Annotated in this window: 20 protein-coding genes; 5 read left to right on the top strand and 15 right to left on the bottom strand. The window is 37.3% G+C overall.

Going from position 1 to position 19558, the window contains the following annotated elements:
* Positions 1-148: 148 nt before the first annotated feature.
* The 14 genes from RG571_RS07630 to RG571_RS07565 all read right to left on the bottom strand — a co-directional run bounded on the left by RG571_RS07630 (position 149) and on the right by RG571_RS07565 (position 15063).
* Positions 149-661, bottom strand: a complete 513-nt coding sequence (locus RG571_RS07630; protein WP_002318361.1) for a GNAT family N-acetyltransferase — start codon at positions 659-661, stop codon at positions 149-151.
* A gap of 43 nt (positions 662-704) precedes the next feature.
* Positions 705-1661 (bottom strand): sce7725 family protein, encoded by a 957-nt coding sequence (locus tag RG571_RS07625; RefSeq protein ID WP_002295913.1) that lies wholly within the window; start codon positions 1659-1661, stop codon positions 705-707.
* Positions 1662-1666: 5 nt separating this feature from the next.
* Positions 1667-2356, bottom strand: a complete 690-nt coding sequence (locus tag RG571_RS07620) for a hypothetical protein (protein WP_308947579.1) — start codon at positions 2354-2356, stop codon at positions 1667-1669.
* Positions 2357-2481: 125 nt separating this feature from the next.
* Entirely contained in the window at positions 2482-3141 is a 660-nt protein-coding gene (locus RG571_RS07615; RefSeq protein ID WP_002321153.1) for an amino acid ABC transporter permease, read from the bottom strand.
* Positions 3141-3977 (bottom strand): transporter substrate-binding domain-containing protein, encoded by an 837-nt coding sequence (locus tag RG571_RS07610; protein WP_002339257.1) that lies wholly within the window; start codon positions 3975-3977, stop codon positions 3141-3143. Before RG571_RS07610 ends, RG571_RS07615 begins: the two co-directional genes overlap by 1 nt.
* 20 nt (positions 3978-3997) lie before the next feature.
* Complete coding sequence (locus RG571_RS07605) at positions 3998-5449, bottom strand: amidase (RefSeq protein ID WP_258430321.1); 1452 nt, start codon at positions 5447-5449, stop codon at positions 3998-4000.
* A 134-nt stretch (positions 5450-5583) separates the two neighbouring features.
* The gene (locus tag RG571_RS07600; protein WP_002339255.1) at positions 5584-6528 is read right to left on the bottom strand and encodes a dihydroorotate oxidase; all 945 of its coding nucleotides are present in this window, start codon (positions 6526-6528) and stop codon (positions 5584-5586) included.
* 83 nt (positions 6529-6611) lie between these two features.
* Positions 6612-7259: a PepSY domain-containing protein gene (locus RG571_RS07595; RefSeq protein WP_002339254.1), complete on the bottom strand. Its 648-nt coding sequence runs from the start codon at positions 7257-7259 to the stop codon at positions 6612-6614.
* Positions 7260-7488: 229 nt separating this feature from the next.
* A complete protein-coding gene (locus RG571_RS07590; RefSeq protein WP_002324076.1) occupies positions 7489-8655 on the bottom strand; it encodes a cyclopropane-fatty-acyl-phospholipid synthase family protein in 1167 nt (388 codons plus the stop codon).
* Between the two features lie 150 nt (positions 8656-8805).
* Positions 8806-9621, bottom strand: coding sequence for an integral membrane protein (locus tag RG571_RS07585; protein WP_002339253.1), 816 nt, complete (start codon positions 9619-9621; stop codon positions 8806-8808).
* Between the two features lie 12 nt (positions 9622-9633).
* Positions 9634-10485 carry a sugar ABC transporter permease gene (locus RG571_RS07580; protein ID WP_002288156.1) on the bottom strand — a complete coding sequence of 284 codons (852 nt, stop codon included), beginning with the start codon at positions 10483-10485 and terminating at the stop codon, positions 9634-9636.
* Between the two features lie 2 nt (positions 10486-10487).
* Complete coding sequence (locus tag RG571_RS07575) at positions 10488-11789, bottom strand: carbohydrate ABC transporter permease (RefSeq protein ID WP_002318365.1); 1302 nt, start codon at positions 11787-11789, stop codon at positions 10488-10490.
* A gap of 146 nt (positions 11790-11935) precedes the next feature.
* Complete coding sequence (locus RG571_RS07570) at positions 11936-13195, bottom strand: extracellular solute-binding protein (protein ID WP_002288159.1); 1260 nt, start codon at positions 13193-13195, stop codon at positions 11936-11938.
* Between the two features lie 101 nt (positions 13196-13296).
* Positions 13297-15063 (bottom strand): glycoside hydrolase family 13 protein, encoded by a 1767-nt coding sequence (locus tag RG571_RS07565; RefSeq protein WP_308947581.1) that lies wholly within the window; start codon positions 15061-15063, stop codon positions 13297-13299.
* A 387-nt stretch (positions 15064-15450) separates the two neighbouring features.
* Between RG571_RS07565 and RG571_RS07560 the strand changes: the two genes are divergently transcribed.
* From RG571_RS07560 to RG571_RS07540, 5 genes are all read left to right on the top strand, one after another.
* Positions 15451-16299 carry a YitT family protein gene (locus RG571_RS07560; protein WP_002288161.1) on the top strand — a complete coding sequence of 283 codons (849 nt, stop codon included), beginning with the start codon at positions 15451-15453 and terminating at the stop codon, positions 16297-16299.
* Between the two features lie 96 nt (positions 16300-16395).
* Positions 16396-16830 carry a VOC family protein gene (locus RG571_RS07555; protein ID WP_002318368.1) on the top strand — a complete coding sequence of 145 codons (435 nt, stop codon included), beginning with the start codon at positions 16396-16398 and terminating at the stop codon, positions 16828-16830.
* A 179-nt stretch (positions 16831-17009) separates the two neighbouring features.
* Positions 17010-17420: an organic hydroperoxide resistance protein gene (locus RG571_RS07550; RefSeq protein ID WP_308947582.1), complete on the top strand. Its 411-nt coding sequence runs from the start codon at positions 17010-17012 to the stop codon at positions 17418-17420.
* 56 nt (positions 17421-17476) lie between these two features.
* Positions 17477-17917, top strand: a complete 441-nt coding sequence (locus RG571_RS07545) for a MarR family winged helix-turn-helix transcriptional regulator (protein WP_002311986.1) — start codon at positions 17477-17479, stop codon at positions 17915-17917.
* 108 nt (positions 17918-18025) lie between these two features.
* Positions 18026-19105 carry an AI-2E family transporter gene (locus RG571_RS07540; RefSeq protein WP_002288167.1) on the top strand — a complete coding sequence of 360 codons (1080 nt, stop codon included), beginning with the start codon at positions 18026-18028 and terminating at the stop codon, positions 19103-19105.
* 125 nt (positions 19106-19230) lie between these two features.
* On the opposite strand, the gene RG571_RS07535 is transcribed toward RG571_RS07540, so the two are convergent.
* Positions 19231-19558 (bottom strand): LPXTG cell wall anchor domain-containing protein (locus RG571_RS07535; protein WP_308947583.1); only part of this gene is annotated, 328 nt, incomplete at its 5' end.

Raw genomic sequence — 19558 nt, 5'->3', positions numbered from 1 at the left:
TAAAATTCCACAAAAATTTGAGAAGCATTTTCGGAAATTCTTTCTTGTTTTTTGAAGCTGGCCACTTCTGTTACAACCTCTTGGCTATCATATGATTATTTTTTTCAGTAGTGTTAATGTCTTTATCTTTGCTCAGATGATTTTATAGTCAATTGATGATTATTTGATATGCTTTTCTTTCGCCGTGTTCAAAAGGAAATTCAATCATCCCTTGATAAGTGAATCCAGCAGAATAGATGGTCTTTTCCATCGGTTCATTAGCTGGATAAGTATCGATACGGATATCTTGGATATTTTTGCTGGCTGCAATCGTCAACAAATGTTCTAAGAACGGTTTTGCTAGTTTTTTTCCTCGAGTACTTTCTGCTAAAGCGACACGATGAATCGATAAATAAGGACCAGTTGATTCTTTCCAACTACCATCTATTTTTGTGTAAACGGGATCCACGCCTGAGACTAATGCAGCTGTTCCAGCAATTTGATCTTCCACTATTAATACATAGCTTTCTTTTCTTTCAATATCGTTCAAAATCGTTTCTTTTGTTGGTTTCTGCCCGTTTTGCCATTGAGGAGAGCCTTGCGAAGCAATGAAATCTGCTGCGGCATTAATGATTTCTACCACTTCTTTTACTTCTTCTTTCCTTGTTTGCCGAATATACATCCAGTTTCCTCTTTTCTATTCCTTTTTCATTTACATTATCTAATCATTGGATCACTTCATATAGTTCCTGAACTTTTGAATAATATTTAAGCCAATCTTTTGGATGATCTAGCAGGTGACTAATAAGTTCCAAATGATGCATAAGTGACCACTTTTTCAACACTCCCAGTCCAGGGAATTTTTGTTGCTGGTAAAGAGCCAATAATTCAATCATTCCTGAAGTAATCAAGAGTTGATGATGGTGACGCATGATCCATTTTTTCATTTTATCTCCTGCTTCAAGAAACTTCAATGCTTGGTCTTTAGCAGAGTCGTTACTGTCAGAGACAAAATGTTTCACGCGTATATTGCCGTAAGCATCAATATACGTTAGATGGATAGCAAGCGCTCGGCTAGGGAACCCTTTATCGAAATAACGGCTACCTTCGATCGTGAAATCAGAAAATCCAATATATCCGTCTGCGTGGAAAAAAAGATAGTCATCACTAAAAAAGTCATCTGTTTTATCTGCATAACTTTCAACATGCTTTCTCGTTTGAAAAGAGTCACGGATCACAATTTTGTTTTCGGGCAGCCAGATGCGAAAGCGACTAGTATCTGGTATCAAAAATTTCGAATCAACTCCTGCCAACTGTTTCCACACCTCTGTATCTTTTGGGTAGTGCTGTCCATCGAAAACAAGAAACGCTGGAGGTGAATCCAGTACTTCACTGAGATTTTCTGGCGTTAAGATCTGTGCAGGGACGACAGAGCTATTTTCTTTGACTGTCCAACTGTGCACATGCTGATCGAATAATTTGAATTGTCCTACTTGGGGATTTTGGATCACAGCGATTGGATGGTGCTTTTTTTGAAATAATTCGATCACATTTTTAAGCGTAGCGGAATCACGTACTGGTTCGATCACTGGTTGGATTTTATTGGAGAGCAATCCTCGCGACAGTGCTTCTTTTAATGCTAATAGGTCAAATTGTTTTCCTCTTAAATAAGGATAGTACATATTTTTCACTCCAATGGCTCTGTAGGCAACCGACGGATCTGCTGTTGTTGCCTCAAATATTCATAATCATGTTGAAGCGCGATAACTTCTTCTTGCAACTCATTGATTGCCTGACTAGCTATTTCCTCTAAAAACCGTTCATAATATCGTTCGTTAGAAAATGGATCTTGATTTTCTGAACGTCTTTTCAATTCTTTGTACAATTGATCTGTTGGAAAATATTTTACGCCTCGCTCCATTTGCTTTGCTTTGCTTACTTCCCTGAATAAAGAAGCCATGAAGCGGTTTGTCAAAGCTTCTTCCGGTACAGCAAGCTCTTTCTTTGCTGCTTTTTTCGCAATCAGAAATGTACCAGAGGCAGGCATCTCCTCTTCAACCGTGTACGGACGATACACTAAAACACCTATTCCTGTAGGGATTTCAGTTTTTACTTCTTCATATAGTTTACTTGGTAAAACAAAATAATTATAATGTCCAACAAATGACAGTTTGGCTGTAGAGCGAAAATCTGCTTTTGTCACTTTCAGCTCATAGCATCGCCATTCTCGGCTTCCATCAAATTTTGTCAAGCAGCTAAGCGTATCTACAATTCCTTGGTCATCAGGCATCGTGACTTCTTCTACAACCAAGCCGCCTTGCTCGATGCAATATTGGTATAACGAGGATTCTATTTCGATGGTTAGCGGGGTCTTCATGTTTTCTACCTCCGAACATATTTTCGATTTACATTTTACATGAAATGGTTTTAAAATACTAGGCAGAATATACAAGAAACAAAAAATAGAAATGGTGCCAGCCACGCTAGCACCATTTCTATTTTTCAGATTGACTGATGGATAGAACGTTTTTCTAAATACTGTTGCACTTTTTCGATCCCGATACAAATGACCCAATAAATCAGTGCAACTAAAATATAGAGAGAAAAATAATCGAATGTCCGACCGCCTATGATCTTTGCTTTTTGAAATATTTCTGGCACTGTGATTGTTGCTGCTAACGAAGTACCTTTCACTAGATCCATAGCTACGTTACTGAGTGCCGGTACCGAGATTCGAAAAGCTTGCGGCAAAACGATATATTTCAATACCCCAAAGAAAGAAAAACCAGAAGCTAAACCAGCATCCCACTGACCTGAAGAAACGCCTGCTAGTGATCCTCGATAGATTTCACCAATAAATGCACTGCTGGTAATCGTAAAGCAGATGACTGAAGCCGTTAAGGCACTTAATTGATAAGGTAACCCGAAATATAACAGAAACAGCAGGACTAGTGCGGGAATGCCTCTAAAGAACGATAAATAAAAACGAATAAATACATTCAGAGGCAGCCAATCCAAAAGACCTAAAACTGTCAAAAGCAACCCTACCAAATTTCCTAAAAGAAACGACACGAAGCCAATCCCTAATGTGTATACTAAGCCTTGCAGTACGAAAGGAAGCGAAGTCCACATGAGGGAAAAATCAATTAGAGGAAAGTACATCACTCACTCACCGACTCAGCCATCGTTTCTTTCGGTTTGACTGAAACATCAGTTTGAAAATATTTTTCAGATATTTTCTTTGTCGTCCCATCTTCTTTCATCTCTTTTAATACGCCATCGATTTTCTTTTTCAGAGCATCATTTCCTTCTTTCAATAAAAAACCACTTTCGTTTTCATTGAAATAAACGTTCTCCAGTATTTTTACAGGGATATCTGGTAAAGCAGATACGGCCATTTTCTGCAGATAATAATCATTTAGAATAACATCTGTTCGACCATTTGCTACATCGCTTAAATACTGATCATTCGTGGCATTGTCATATGTGACTAATTTAGCTCCGTGTTTTTCCGCTAAACGCATATAGCTAGTATTGGGTTCGCCAGCTGCTTTTTTCCCTTTAAGATCTTCAAGTGAGTGGATTCCTGAATCATCTTTTTTTCGTACGATCATACTGTCAAATGAATATTTGAAAGGCTCTGAAAGGGAGAATTTTTTTTCTCTTTCTTTTGTGATACCAAAATCGTTCGCAGCAAAATCTGATTCTCCTTTTGAAACAGAAGTGATTTGTCCATCCACGTTGTATTCTTTAAAGGAGATTTTGACATTTAACCGTTTAGCCACCTCTTTTGCCAAATCTACGTCATAACCAACTAATTCATTTTGATCATTATAATAAGATGCGGGAAACAGTGTGCCAGAAGTCGCTACTACTAATTCTTTCTTTTTTTCTAGATTACTCCAGCTGTTATCTTCCTGATTAGCGGCAGCTGTACCGCAAGCGCTTAAAATAAAAAAGGCACTAGTTATTAGAGCAAACAATCTTTTTTTCTTCATTCTTCTTCTCCTTGTTTCTGCTATTTCCATGGATTTGGTAAATGGAACTGATGATTTGCTTCAAATAGATAGCCGATTTGAAATAGCAAATCTTCTCTTCCTCTGGCAGCCATAAATTGGATTCCTAGAGGCATGTTTTCTTTTGTAAAATGAGTAGGCAAGCTGATTGCTGGTTGTCCAGTCAGATTAGCCAACTGTGTATAAGGTGTGATCTTCAAGCTCTCCTCAAACATGGAAGAAACAACGTCTAAAGCTTCTACTTCAGAACAATCACTGATGTGTTCCATCTGTGCTCTTATCGCATCACTTTGCAAATCTTCGCTGATTTTAGGGGCGGTAAATGCAGTCGTTGGTGAAAGGAATAGATCGTATTCTTGATGTAGGTTTTCCATGACAATTGCTGCTTCATCCCATACATGCAGAGAATCGATGTAAGTAGCGGCAGAGAGCTTCTGACCATATTGGAACAAAGTCCAAGAAATGGGTTCAAGTTCTTCTTTTCTGACAGCTCGCTGGATGCCTGTTTCAATCGAGCGGATCATTGCTGCTGTTTCTGCGCCATTCATCTGATAATAAGACGTGATCAGTTTACGACCATCTAGTGGGTAAGGAATCTCTGTCAAATCATGCTCTTCTTTTCCAAGGAAATCTACAGCTTTTTTTACAGCAAGTACTGCCTCTTCACTAATCTGTGAGTGGATCGGTGAATCAACACAAAAAGCTATCTTCAACCGTTTTTTTCTTGGATGTGTTTGCCACTCAACTGGCGATACTTGATATGGCGCACCGGAATGGATACTTCTCATCCCATAAAATAAAGCCTCCGTGTCTCTCATAGAAACTGTCAAGCCGAAATCAATAGCAGCTCCTTGCCATCCTCTCCAAGCATATGGACCAACTGGCATCGTCCCTCGCGAAGGTTTCAGCCCAATCAATCCGCAAAACGAAGCGGGTATTCTAATAGAACCACCGCCATCACTAGCACCAGCTAAAGGAACGATTCCTGATGAAACTGCAGCAGCAGCTCCTCCACTTGATCCGCCCGGTGTACATTCAAGGTTCCAAGGGTTTCTTGCTGGGCCATAGATGACTGGGTCTGTAATATTTTTGAAACCAAACTCTGGCGCATTGGTTTGTCCAAAAGGAACTAGACCTATCGCTTCTGCTTGCCGCACATAATTAGATGTATGAGAAGCTCGGTGTGTTTCAAATAAACGAGATCCTGAAGTAGCTAGCCATCCCTTTTTTTCTTGACCGAGCATTTTTAAAGGAAATGGGATACCAGACAATGGCCCTTTTTCTGACTGGGGAATCAATAGCTCGTGGGAATTACTCTCGAATGGTTCAAGCGCGACAAACGCATTCAATTCATGATTTTGCTTCTTTATTTTTTTCTGTATATCCGTAACTAGTTCTTGAAAACTAAATTCTTTTTCTTTAAGCTCTTTTGCTAATTCTGTTGCATCATTCATATTATCCTCCTTTTTGCCTCTGTTATTTTCCCACAAGTTCGTCTAACATACAATGAGTACGCTTGCACAGGAATGAACAGACGAATGTTTTTTATAAAAAAAGACGAAGATCAATCATGACCTTCGTCTCTTTGCTATGAAATGGTGCGTAATTTGCCTTTAAATTCGTCAATTGACGTATATCCTTTTTCTGACATAATCTGCGTTAATTCTTTTATGATTCTAGAAAAAATTTCCGGCCCTTCTTTATGAAGCTCGGTACCAATCTGTAACATGCTTGCGCCACATAGCAGATGTTCAAATGCATCTTGTCCTGTCCGAATCCCACCTGTACCGATGATTTGGATTTCTGGTTTCAAACGCGTATAAAAAGCGCGGACATTTGCTAAAGCAGTCGGCTTGATATACTCTCCGCCAATGCCGCCGAACCCTTCTTTTGGTTTGATGACCACAGCTTCTTTGTCTGTATCGATATACAACCCGTTACCCACACTGTTGATAGCATTGACATATGTCAACGGGAACTGATTCAAGATATCTGCCATCTGATCAAAATGAGCAAAATCAAAATAAGGAGGCAATTTGATTCCTAGCGGCTTAGAAAAGATGCTGAATACTTCTTTCAGTGTTTCATAAGTGGCCTCAAAATCGTAAGCTAGTTGTGGTTTTCCAGGCACATTGGGACAAGATAAATTTAATTCAGTGATCCCATTAAACCCACTTTTTTCTATTTTCTCAAGCATTTCCAAGTTTTCCTGGACACTCATCCCGGCAATGGAAAAAAATAACGGTTGATTTTGGTTTTCCTGCACTTTTTCATACGCAAGAGCATACTCTAGATAATAAGAAAAACCTAGGTTTGGAAGTCCCATAGAATTGATACTGCCTAAAGGAACATCAAAATAGCGTGGTTCGGGATTTCCTTTTCGTTCATTGATCGTACAGCTCTTAGTGATAAATGCTCCTGCTTCTGAATGAGCCAGTTCATCTAATTCCTGGGTAGTCATGCAGTGGACACCAGATGCATTCATCAAAGGATTGGCAAAGATATGATTGGCAAAGGTCGTTTCTAAACTCAAGTAAATCGCTCCTTCAAACAAGTTATTTTATCTAGTGTATCATGACTAAAAGAAAAATCAACTCTTGTTTTCCGAAGAAATTCTTAATCATCTTGTTCAGTTGACAGTACTTCGCCTGTTTGGCTATTGATCTTGACTGATGTACTTTGATTGCCGTCTTTTACTTTGACTTCCCAATAAGTAGTACCTAAATCTTTATCCAAATCCCAATCTGTTGCCGTACCGCTTCCTACTTTGTCGACGGCGATTTTTGCTGCTTCCTCAATCGTGATCAATTTATCAACATCCAGACCATCTTCTTTTTTCTTTTGACCATTTTGTTCATCTCGATCTAGAGTTCCTGGATTCTCTGTCTCCATTTTTTCATTTTGAGCATCAATTCTTGCTTCGTATTCTTTTTGATCATCGACACCTTCTATCTTGTAGAAGTAAGATCCCCAATCACTATCTAATTCCAAACTAGTAATTGCAGTATCTGGGTATTTATCTTGGAACAATTCGATCGCACGAGCTGCAGACACTTTGATATCTGACTGAGTACTTGCTTCACTAGAATTTTTTGTCTGGCTAGACGAAGATGTGCTTGCTTTTGTTGAGGAGTCCGATACCTGTGAAGAGCGCTGTTCGCTACTGGAAGACGTATTCCCAGATGTGCCTTGATTGGTATTTGATTGACAAGCAGCTAAAAACAAAGCTGCAAATAAACTAGTATAAATAACAGTTTTTTTCATTGATTCGATCCCCTTTGTTATAAAATAGTATTCTATTACAAGTATAACGAAGAAAAAATTTTCTGTCATGTTTAAAAATTAAAGAACCAAATTTTTATTATGAAAATATAAAGAAAAAGAAACTAAGCTTTAGAGACAATCCTAGAAGTTAGACAAAAAATCTCACTTCTGGAGCATCATAAAACTTAGCTTCTTTTTAAATAGTCTTTAAACAGTACTTTTGCCTCAATTATGCACGATGCATTGGGATGTCATTGTTTCCAGGTTGAACAAGCAAATATTGAATCACATCGATATTACTTGATTCAAATGAAGCTGCACAAGCTTGTAAATATAGATCCCACATTCGATAGAAGGAATCACCCATTTCTTTCGTGACTTGATCTTGGACTTGATGAAAATTCTTTGTCCAATGTTCTAATGTCAATTGGTAGTCACGACGTAAGCTTTCCAAATCAATCAGTTGCAAATCGTTTTTTGTAATATTATCAACTAATTCAGTAACACCAGGGACATAACCGCCAGGGAAAATATATTTATTGATCCAAGCATTTGTCGCACCGCCTTGTTGTCGGCTGATTCCATGGATCAAAGCTGTTCCTTTTGGTTTCAATAAATCTTTTACCACTTTGAAATAACCTTCAAGATTTTCAGAACCTACATGTTCGAACATACCTACACTTGTGATATGATCAAACGTTTCGCCTTTTAGTTCGCGGTAATCCATTAATAATACACGGCATTTATCTTCTAAATGTTCTTCTTTTATTCTTTTGGTAATCAAATCGTATTGTTCTTCACTTAGTGTGATCCCAGTTGCCTTGACATTATACTCTTTGGCAGCAGTGAACATCAATGTTCCCCAGCCACAACCGATATCAAGCAACGTTTCGCCTTCTTTGATAAAGAGTTTGTCTAAGATATGATGGACTTTATTGATTTGTGCTTGTTCCAACGTATCTTCAGGTGTGTTGAAATAAGCACAAGAATAAGTCAAAGTTGGATCTAGCCAAAGTTTATAAAAGTCGTTACCTAAGTCATAATGCGCATGGATATCTTCTTTGTTTTTTTGTTTCGTATGTTTTTCTTTCTTTGGCAGCCATTTTAGATAATCTTTTCCTCGTAAAAAGCTGTTTGCTTGCTGATAAGCATCGTTGATTAATGCTTGGATACTTCCCTCGATCTCGATTCGATGATCCATATAGGCTTCTCCTAGTGCCAAAGAAGCGTTACTTGTAATCTCTTTCATTGGGATTTCTTCATGGATATTGATTTTGATTTGGGGAGGAGTGTCCGTATCTCCGTATTGTTTCGTTGTACCGTCCCAATAATTTACTTCGACAGGGAGCGAGAAAGAACGTGAAAATAATTGATTGTATAAAGTTTTCTCTAACATGATTTTCCTCCTTAAAAAAACTACCCTATTACGTTAATACTAAAAAAGAAAAGAATCAACTAAGAAGTTTAATTTTTTCAGAAATTTTTCAAAAACTACTTTATTTTTCATTTTTTTCACATTCATTGTCGCATAAATCGCTTAAACTTGTCATTCGACACGCTTATCTTTGAATCTTGTTTTGACAAAAACCCATAAAAGCAGCAAGACAGTTATCGTTGTTTGGACACTTAGCATCAAGATAAAGTCAAAGTGGATAAACCCTACAACTGCTGCTGCCATGGAACCTATTCCCATAACATTCAGCATCAAATTTGCACTCTCTTTGAATGTATGAATGGATGAAAGTTGGCTTTTTCTTGTCATCCACAAGAAAAAGGAAGCCCCGAATAAAATGAGACTCGTCATGACAAATAGGACAAGACCAAGACTTAAACTATAAGATAAAATGATTGTTGGACGATTACTGGCATAAAATTCTCTTTCTAAAAATCGTTGGAAATCTTCGGGCGTACGTACAGAATCTGGTTGGAAAGATGGGCTATAATTCATCGTATAGCGGCGTATACCAGATTTATCCTTTTGTTGGATCACCCATTGTTCCTTCTCAAAATCAATAAAAGTTCCATGATCGGATTGTTGTTTCTCAGATAAAGACACACCTACCAAAATTTCAGGGGTCACAGCTATCGTTTGTTGCGATGATTGTAACCCAGTTTCAGATAATTCAAGTTCAGAAAATTTTTTGGTTCCTTGTTCATCGATCAATGAATCGACTGATAGAAATTGTTCTAACGGAATCGCTTGGATCTGGTTTGCATAAAAAAGAGTCACAGGCATGACCATCAAGGAAACTAAAAATACAAATATCAGGAAAAATTTTGGCCATGATAATAGTTTGCGTCCCGCAAACACTTGAGTTGGCGTACGTAATGCGGAAAAATAGTTTAACGGAAATGTTTGCATGATACTCTGCTCCTATCCTTTTGTTCCGCCAGATGTCAGGCCGGTAACAAAGTTCTTTTGTAAAAAGAAGAATAATAGACAAATCGGTAGTGCAATCAAAATTGCCCCAGCAGCAAAAAGAGAGACTCTTTGGTTTGTCACATCAGAAATAAATGTTTGTAAGCCGACAGCAACAGTCTGATTTTCAGGTGTTCGAAGCAGGAACTTAGCTAACATGAAATCCCCAAAAGGTCCCATAAAAGCCCATAATGCTTGAACGGCGAGCATCGGTTTGACAAGCGGTAATACAATCTGGAAAAAAATCCTGAAATGCCCTGCCCCATCAAGTTTAGCAGATTCATCTAAATCTATTGGTACTGTGTCAAAGTATCCTTTCATCAGCCAAGTATTCATTGGAATCCCACCGCCTATATAGATCATCGTCAAGAACCAGTACTTATCTAGCGCCTCTAATAGGAAAGCCATGACATAAAAGGCAGTCAATGCTGCCATAGTCGGTACCATCTGAATCACTAAAAAGAACATCAAACTTGATTTGCGGCCGATAAAACGATAACGGCTATACGTATAGCCAGCTAAAGTTACTACAGTTACTTGTACGATCATCGTTAGGACAGAGATGATTAACGTATTTTTATACCAAGTCCCGTAAAGTGTTTCACTGAATAGCCGAGTAAAGTTTCCTAAAGTCCAGTCACTTGAAAGATCTAAACTAAAAGCTGCAATATTTCCTGACTTGAAGGCAGTACTTGCTGTGATCAAAAGCGGATAGATGATAATGACTGACAGTATTAAAAGAAAAAAGTAAGTAAAAAAGTGAGAAAGTCGTTTTTGGAATCGAGCACTCGAATGAAATTTTTTCATTGTTAATCCCCCATATTGAACGCATTTGTCTTTTTAAATACCAGCAATGACACACAGATAACGATGATGGAGATAATCAACGTGATTGCTGAAGCCATAGAATATTGCGGAGAAGTTCCAGTCGTAAGTTTATAGATCCAGGAAATAAGAATATCAGTAGAACCAGCTCCTCCGCCTACGCTTCCGGGACCACCATTGTTAAACAGATAGATCATGGAGAAATTATTGAAATTCCCCGTATACTGTGTAATAAATGTTGGTGCTGCCACTAGGAAGACAGCAGGAAGCGTGATGTTTGAAAAGCGCTGCCATGCATTTGCTCCGTCGATTTTTGCTGCTTCATATAAGTCTTCTGAAATCGATTGTAAGATTCCTGTAACCATCACATAGATATAGGGAAATCCTAACCAGCCCTGCACTAAGATAATTGCTACTTTCGTCCAGTTGGGATCTGTTTTCCAAGAGATTGCACTGATATCTACAAAAGGAAGCTGGTTTAGGAAAGGAATCACTTGAGTATTGATGGCTCCTACGCTGTCGTTGAATATATTCGAAAAACTCATGATAGTAATAAAAGCTGGGACCGCCCATGGTAATAAGAAAATGATACCGAAAATACGTTTGAATTTAATAAATTTCTGGTGAGCAACAACCGCTGTGAGAATACCAAGGGTGATTTGCAAAGTTGTTGCACATAAAGTCCAAATCACGGTCCACGAAAAGACTGCAAAAAAAGTATTACGATATGAGCTTAAAAAGAAGATACTAAAAAAGTTTTTAGCCCCTACCCAATCAATCAAACTGGCTGGTGGAATATGATTGAAGTCATAATTAGTAAATGCAGTGAACAATGTAACTAGGACTGGGAAAATGATCGTAAAAATCATGAGAAGATAAGCGGGAAGTGTCAATAGATAAGGAAAACCTTCATCACCTATATTATGTATGACTTCCTTCATCGTCCGATTGATTTTTTTGCCCTCTTGACGCATCTTCGCTACTCGATAAGCGTCTAAAAGATTCAAACCGTAAAAAATCAAGAAAATGATTGTAATGATGAATTGCAAAGTGCCTTCAATCAAAATAAATAATGAATGATCTTCCATTGGTATACTTCCCAAAGTAACCAATCCTACCAATGCATGAAATCCGCCCAGAAGCATCTGACCAATGAATAGGACGAATATGGCGAAAAAAACGATACCTTTAAAAGCTTGGCCATTTACAAACTGCCCCATCCCTGGAATAAGTGAACAAAGCGTGATTTTTTTTTCGTTGATATTGCTTGTTTTATCTTGCTGCATCTGAATGCCCCCTCTAAACTTGCTAAACCGCAAACTGCTTTTAAGATAATGGCAACAAGAGCAAGATAATTTTCCATCTCGCTCTTGCCACTTTTATCTGAAGCACCTGTTCCATTTTTTATAAAAATGGACGGTTATCATTTTAATCAGTATTTTTGTTCTATGGCTTCACTGATTGTTTTTACTGCTTCATCTGCGGATTCTTTTGGTGTTTTTGAACCTGATGCTGCATCGAACATCAAGTTTTCTGCACCTGTCCAAACTTCGCCCATTTCTGGGATGTTTGGCATCGCTTGAGCTGTTTCATATTGTTCAATCACAGCTGTTGTTAATTCATCGTTTTTAGCCTTTGCTGTTTCCCTAGCTTGTTGGTTTGCAGGGATTTCATTTACCATTTCAAAGAATTTTTCTTGATTTTCCTGATTCGTTACATAATCAAGCCATTTTTGAGAGAGGTCTTTGTTTTTAGCATAATTGCTGACTACCCATCCTTTTCCTCCGCCAAACGGTTGATAAGGCTGTCCATTATTTAGAGTAGGAATTTTGGCTACACCATAATTGATATTGTTTTCTTTGTATGTTTGCGCTTGCCATGGACCGTCAATGATTGCTGCAGTTTTATTGGACATGAATTGCTGGCTGGCGAAGTCTCCTGCACTTTTTATGTCTTGCATTCCCTTTGGCCAAACATTTTTGAACCAATCTGTTGCATAAGAGATTCCTTCTACAGCACCTGCATTATTCAAACCGATATCTGAAGGATTTGTACCATCATCACCAAATACATAGCCACCGTAACCTGCAATTAAACCATAGGAATAATAAAAGTCAGTCCATTTAGCTAAAAATCCTGTATTTTTTCCTGCTTCTGACTCAAAAGCAAAACGACTGTCTTTGGATAGATTCTCCAAATCTTTAAACGTTGATGGTGCTGTATCGACTAAATCTTTGTTATAGTACAAAACAAGAGTCTCGATTACTGCAGGTTCTCCGTAGATTTTTCCATCATAAGTCACTTGGGCTTTGTCTGTTTCATCGTAAGCTGCTTCATTTCCCAGTTTTACTTCCGCCAGATGTCCTTGCTGTCCTAACGCACCGATCCGGTCATATGCTGCCATCATAACGTCAGGTCCCTTTCCAGCAGGCCCATCTAACGCTAATGATTCCAACTGATCGAACATGTCCTTTTCTACTAGCTTGATTTTCACATCGTTTTCTTTTTCGAAAGTGTTTTTTATTTCGTTTATATAATCTTTATATCCAGAATCAACGGAAACTGTTAACGTTTTTCCTTCATCGGCTTCCCCTTCTGCTGAAGAGTTACCATTGCCACAAGCCGCTAATCCGCCTAAGATTCCTAAAGAGATTAACCCTAAACCCAACTGTTTCACACTTCTTTTTTTCATCTTCATTTCCTCCTGTGTATTCAACGTGCTGTTACACCCTTATTATAATGGGCACAAATCTTCATTTGCAAACGCTTTCTTGTTGTTACCGGTAACAGTTTTCAACACATGATCAAAAATCCGTATTGTCGTATCTCTGCTTTCCCGTCTTCTAACAACTGACAATTTTGACTAAGAATCACCTCATTTTCCTGTTCTACTACCCAAGGTTCTTTTGACTGATTAAAGTAAACATAGATGATCTGTCCCTCTAGTTCCCGTGTGAAATAGAGCTTATCTTCACGATCATTTACTATTAGCCACTGAGTAGAACCTTCAGAAATAATCTTAGACAACTGTTTTCTTAGAGAAACAAGTTCTTTTATAAAACCGAATAGCTCTAGATCTTGTTCCTCCTTCTCCCATATCATACATTTGCGGCAATCCGGGTCATCTTCACCAGTCATCCCTATTTCTGTCCCGTAATAGATACAAGGAGACCCTTTTTGAAGAAACATAAAGGCCATCACAGACTTCATCAATTCTTTGTTACCTTGGCAAAGGGTCAAGATCCTGGCGGTATCATGAGAATCTAATAAGTTGAATGTTCCTTCGTTCACCTGATCTCTGTAAAGCATTTGCTGATGATTCATTCCACTGACCATTTGTGAAGCTGTGATTTTCTTTTTTGCAAAATAATCTTTAATCGAATCTGTAAATGCATAATTCATCACTGCATGGAATTCATCCCCTTGCAGCCAAGCTTGAGAGGAATGCCAAATCTCTCCAAGGATATAGATGTCTGGTTTGATTTCTGTAACTGCTTCTCTGAATTTTTTCCAAAAATGATGATCGACTTCATTAGCAACATCAAGACGCCATCCATCAATATCGAATTCTTTTATCCAATAAGTTGCGATATCCAGCAAATATTTTTGCACTTCTGGATTTGCTGTATTTAGTTTCGGCATGAATGGAGTAAAAGCAAAAGTATCATATGGGATATTTTCAGCAGTTTCTGGTAAGTCAGTCATCTGATAAGAATCTACTGGGAAAAAACGGATGTGGAACCAGTCTTTATAGATCGATTTTTCTCCGTTTTTGAGAACGTCTTGCCACTGTGGTGAATGGACACCCATATGATTGAATACAGCATCGAACATGATACGTATCCCTCTTTTATGTGCTTCATCAATCAAGTTTTTTAAAAGTTTTTTGTCGCCAAAAGCGGGATCCACCTCATAATAATCAATCGTATCGTATTTATGATTGGATGTGGCTTTAAATATGGGACAAAAATAGATGCCATTGATGCCAAGGTCCGTCAAGTAATCCAAATGATCCATCACACCTTGCAAATCTCCCCCGAAGAAGTCTTCTCGGTCTGGATCTTTACTTCCCCAAGGTAAAGTGTGTTCGGGGTCATTTGCTTTGTCCCCGTTTGCAAATCTTTCGGGAAAAATTTGATACCATACTGTTTCTTTTACCCATTCTGGAATAGTGAATCGATCGATTTGATGAAAATAAGGTATTCGAAAATAAAAATTTGGTTCAGTAATCACATTTTCTCGATAAGGAAAAATTCCTTGATCACCGTAAAAACAGTCCGTGTTATCTTCCCCAACAACATGGAACGCATACTGTAAGCGCCTTGTTTCTCTCGTCACTTCAATTTCCCAATAATCATGAACATTGGTACTTAGACATTTTTTCATTGGTCGTTGTTTTTGATACCATTTTTCAGTTGTTATGGTATATGGATCTCCACATAGCACATATACTTTTTTGATATCATTTTTCCTAGTACGAAGCCGAATACGAAATCTTGTATTCGTATATAGAAATGCATATTCACTTTCCGGTCGATGATAAGTTGCAGCTGTATCCATTGATTTCCTCCTTGTGTTTTAATATGACGTCATCACTATAAGTGATAGAGAAGCAAAAGACAACGCTTTCAAAAATGTTATCGGTAACAGTTTTTTGATACCGAATTTTTATTTTTTAAACTTGCCAAATAGATAGACTTAAAACTTTTAAAAGTTTTAGTCTACTTCCTGTACTATTTAGTGCCCTGAATTTATCTTAAGTGATCAATTTCTCCAATTTTCTAAAGTAAAAGTTTTTTAACAGTTTTTAACGTAGAAGTATATTCTAGAAGAATGAAACATAATAATTTAGACTATCCTAATTTTTTATTAATTAAAGCTAACTTAAGGTGAAAAGTAAGTTATAATAAGATAAGAGTATTATTAATGAATTAAGGAAGTGGATAAATGAAAGAAACGAGACAATTTATATGGACATACATTAAGATTATTTTTGCCCTCTTCATATTAGGAGTCGCTATCAATATGTTTTTAGGGCCTCACCATATTGCTGCTGGAGGTGTCAGCGGTCTAGGAATATTACTGGAAGCTGCTTTAGGCTTTGACCGAGCTATAGTTATTTTAGTGTTGAATATCGTTATGTTGGTACTAGCTCTTCTATTTTTAGGTAAAAAACCCTTTTTTAAAGTACTTTTCGGAAGCTTGGTTTTTCCTTTAATCATTGCAATAGTTCCAGAAACAATGATTACTTCAGATCGGTTGTTGTCTGTCATTTTTGGAAGTGCGATTTTTGCTTTAGGAGTTGCGATTTTATATAAAAACAACTCTTCTAGCGGCGGTACGACGATCCCTCCCCTCATTTTTAAAAAATATTTCCACTTGAATACTTCGATTGGCTTATTTTTTACAGACGCATTCGTTGTTTCTCTTAATCTGTTTGTTTTTGGAATAGAAGAGTTTCTTTATGCTATTTTATCTATTGCAATCACTTCAATTGTCATGACTTATATCGAAACAGGTATCAATCGAAAGAAATCTGTTATGGTCATGAGTGAACATTATTTGGAAGACATCCGCCTTCGATTAAGTGCTGAGATTGGACGTGGCCTTACCCTGCTAGAGGCAAAAGGCGGGTATAATCGAAAGTCAAAAGAGGTTTTATTGATCGTTGTGACTGATCATGAATTTTCCCGAATGAAACCATTGATAGAAGAAATCGATCCAAGTGCCTTTGTCATTGTCAGCAGCGTAGCAGAAGTAATGGGACGCGGATTTACTTATCATCCAATCGAATGAGTTGGTAAGTAAATCCGCTTTTTTGAATGTGTTTTCTTTAACTGGTATAATAGAAGAATCTAGTAACTGTTCGACTGAAAAGGAGAGGAGATCTTTATGCATAAAGGAACGGAAATCGATTTTGTATTAAATGATAGTTTGAAAGCACTAGAACTGTATCAAACAATCTTTGATGAAATACAACTGATTGAGGCAACAGATTACCCTAGAGGCAATAATGAAGTCATTTTTACCTTGTATGGCACGAGATTCCATATGCTGGATGAAAACACGTCTCTTGGTTTGACTGCTCCTACTGCTGAACATCCAAATACGATCTGGTTCAATATCATCGTCTCTGATATCGAGGACACACATAATAAAGCATTACGAAATGGCTATGTAGAGATTCAAGAAATGACAGAAATGATGGACTTTGGTGTGACTAACTCAATGTTCAGAGATCCTTTTGGTTATTTATGGATGCTTCATCAGGTCCATCGTGAAGTAAGTTTTGAAGAAAGAAAACAACTTTTTGAGAAATATATGTAATGTTTATGATGAGATTAGTTTTTGTCTCTGATATTTTTTGTATATGTTTGCTATTCGAGAAAGCGCGTCTGTTTCATGTGCTTTCTCTTATTTATCTTATGCCAATCCATTTCTTTGCTTTTCACAATTATATTGTGTAAAATTCAATTGTATAAAATATAATTAAAGGTGGTAATTTTATGAAAAAAATGTATTCTACGAAAATGATCAACACAGGCGGACGCTCTGGAGAAGTGCATAATCCCGATCGTACATTCGAATTGAATATTGCAGCTCCTGGTAAACGCGTCGAAAATGCAACCAACCCTGAACAATTGTTTGCAGCTGGTTTCAGTGCATGTTTTAACAGTGCATTAGAATTGATCAAACAGCAAAAAAATATCTCTGGGGCTTCTACTGTCAGTGCACAAGTTTCCCTTTATTCAGAAAGTGAAACGAGCTTTGTCTTAGGTGTAGAGATTGAAGGATCTATCGACGGTCTTTCTCTGGAAGAAACGCAAGAATTATTAGAGGCAGCGCATAAAGTGTGTCCGTATTCAAAAGCTACAGCTGGAAATATAGAAGTTACTCTGAAAGCAGTTAGTGAATAGACTTTTTTGTGTAAATCCGCTATGATACACTATAGTAAAACAGCGGAGGTGGAAAAATGGAAGATCTATATTTAGTTAATCAAGTATGTTTTCCTTTATATGCCGCCTCTAAGGAAATCATTAGACACTACACTCCCCTCCTCAAGCCGCTGAATCTTACCTATACCCAGTATCTTGTGATGTTAGTTTTATGGGAAAAGAAAAAGACTTCAGTTAAAGAGCTAGGAAATGATTTGTGTCTGGATTCTGGTACGCTGACTCCCTTACTAAAAAAGTTAGCAGAAAAAAATTATATTAATCGTCAGCGTGAAACGGGTGATGAAAGAATCGTAAATGTTACGCTGACTCCTCAAGGTGCTGCGTTGCAAAAACAAGCAGAAGGTATTCCACAAAAGATCAAGTCTTATCTTCCACTTGAACAGGAAGAATTGGATACACTGCAACATCTGACCCGAAAAATGCTAGATAATTTTCATCAAGACCAGAAAAAGGGCTGAAACTGCTAGATGAACGATTTTATGAGGAAAACCAACTCATAAGATAACGTCATTTAGCGGTTTTTCTTTTTGCTCTTTCTCTTTCTTATTTTCATATTCCATCATATAATGAATAACGTGTTTATTTTTTGTTATTTGGAGGTTGTCGATTTGACCGTTTATCAGCGTTTTTTGGCGAATGAAAAAATACGCCGTCTCACTGTTTTATTATTTGTCGTTTTTGTTCTTTTCTTAGTTAGAAGTATGATTACAACCATTTTGCTCACATTTATCTTTACTTATTTGATGATTCATCTTGTTCAAATCATTCAGCGATTTGTCCGAATCCCTACAGGTGTTTTAGCTATCATGATTTATACACTGATCGTTTACCTTATCTACCTGGCATTCACAAAGTATATCCCGATGCTTATTCATCAAACATTTGACATGATCCAGTCCGTTATTGATTTTTACGAGCATCAGCCAAAAGATGCAGATCCTGTTTTACAATATATCCATACTTATATTGAGCGAAACGATTTTTTTGAACAGCTTCAAAATGGCGCTTCGATTGCGCTTGGCTATTTACAGGATATAGGAAAAATGGCAGTGGCGTTTGCTATGTCATTCATCTTAAGTTTCTTTTTTATGATTGAAAAGAAAAAAACAATTGTATTCTCAAGATTGTTTTTAAAAAGTGAATTTTCTTGGTTCTTTCAAGATATTTACTATTTTGCCGATAAGTTTGTCAATACATTTGGTTTGGTATTAGAAGCTCAATTTGTTATTGCTCTTTTAAACACGTTGCTCACTACAATCGCCTTGGCTGTATTTGGCTTTCATCAGCTGCTGAGTTTAGCGATCATGATTTTCATTTTAAGTCTGATCCCAGTAGCAGGTGTTATCATTTCTTGTATTCCTCTATCTTTCATAGCTTATTCCCAAGGAGGCATCCGAGATGTTGTTTATATCCTGATTACGATTTTGATTGTCCATCTAATTGAGTCTTATGTGCTGAATCCGAAGTTGATGTCCAGCAAAACAGAACTGCCGATTTTTTATACATTTGTGGTCTTACTTGTTAGCGAACGGTTCTTTGGCGTTTGGGGCTTGATTGTCGGCATTCCGATCTTTACCTTCTTTTTAGATGTATTGAAAGTGAAAAAGATCCCGAACCATCTTCCAAAAGAAACAGATATCCCTTAAAATAAATATGAAGAAAGATAAAGTATGAACGACCCCAAATATCAGATTTCAATCTGGTATTTTGGGGTCGTTTTCTGGATATTTCTTTTTATTTGAAAAATGCGTTCACAGACATTATTCAAATGTTAGAGAGATCTGTTTTGTTTAAATCTTTTTGCAGAAAGCATTGTTGCTATACTTAATAGAATGATTCCGCTCCACAGTATAACTTTGTTTTGTGACTCTCCGGATTTTGGTAGCTGTTTATTTTTCGTTTCAGGACTAGCAAAGGTTGTATCCTTGCTACTTTTTAAGGTTTCAGCTGATTGGGCGCTATCAAATATTCGTGATTTTTTATTCAGCTGCTCTTCATTTATTTTTAGAATTGCTAGATTTGATTTTTTACTCTTTTTTTTTCCATCCTCTTGAATTGTTTTTTTGTTTATTTTTTCTGGTATTCCTTGGTCTCTTGCG

Source organism: Enterococcus sp. FR204 (assembly GCF_031143325.1).
GTDB classification, from domain to species: Bacteria; Bacillota; Bacilli; order Lactobacillales; family Enterococcaceae; genus Enterococcus_B; species Enterococcus_B faecium.
This window is presented reverse-complemented; position numbering and strand designations above follow the sequence as displayed.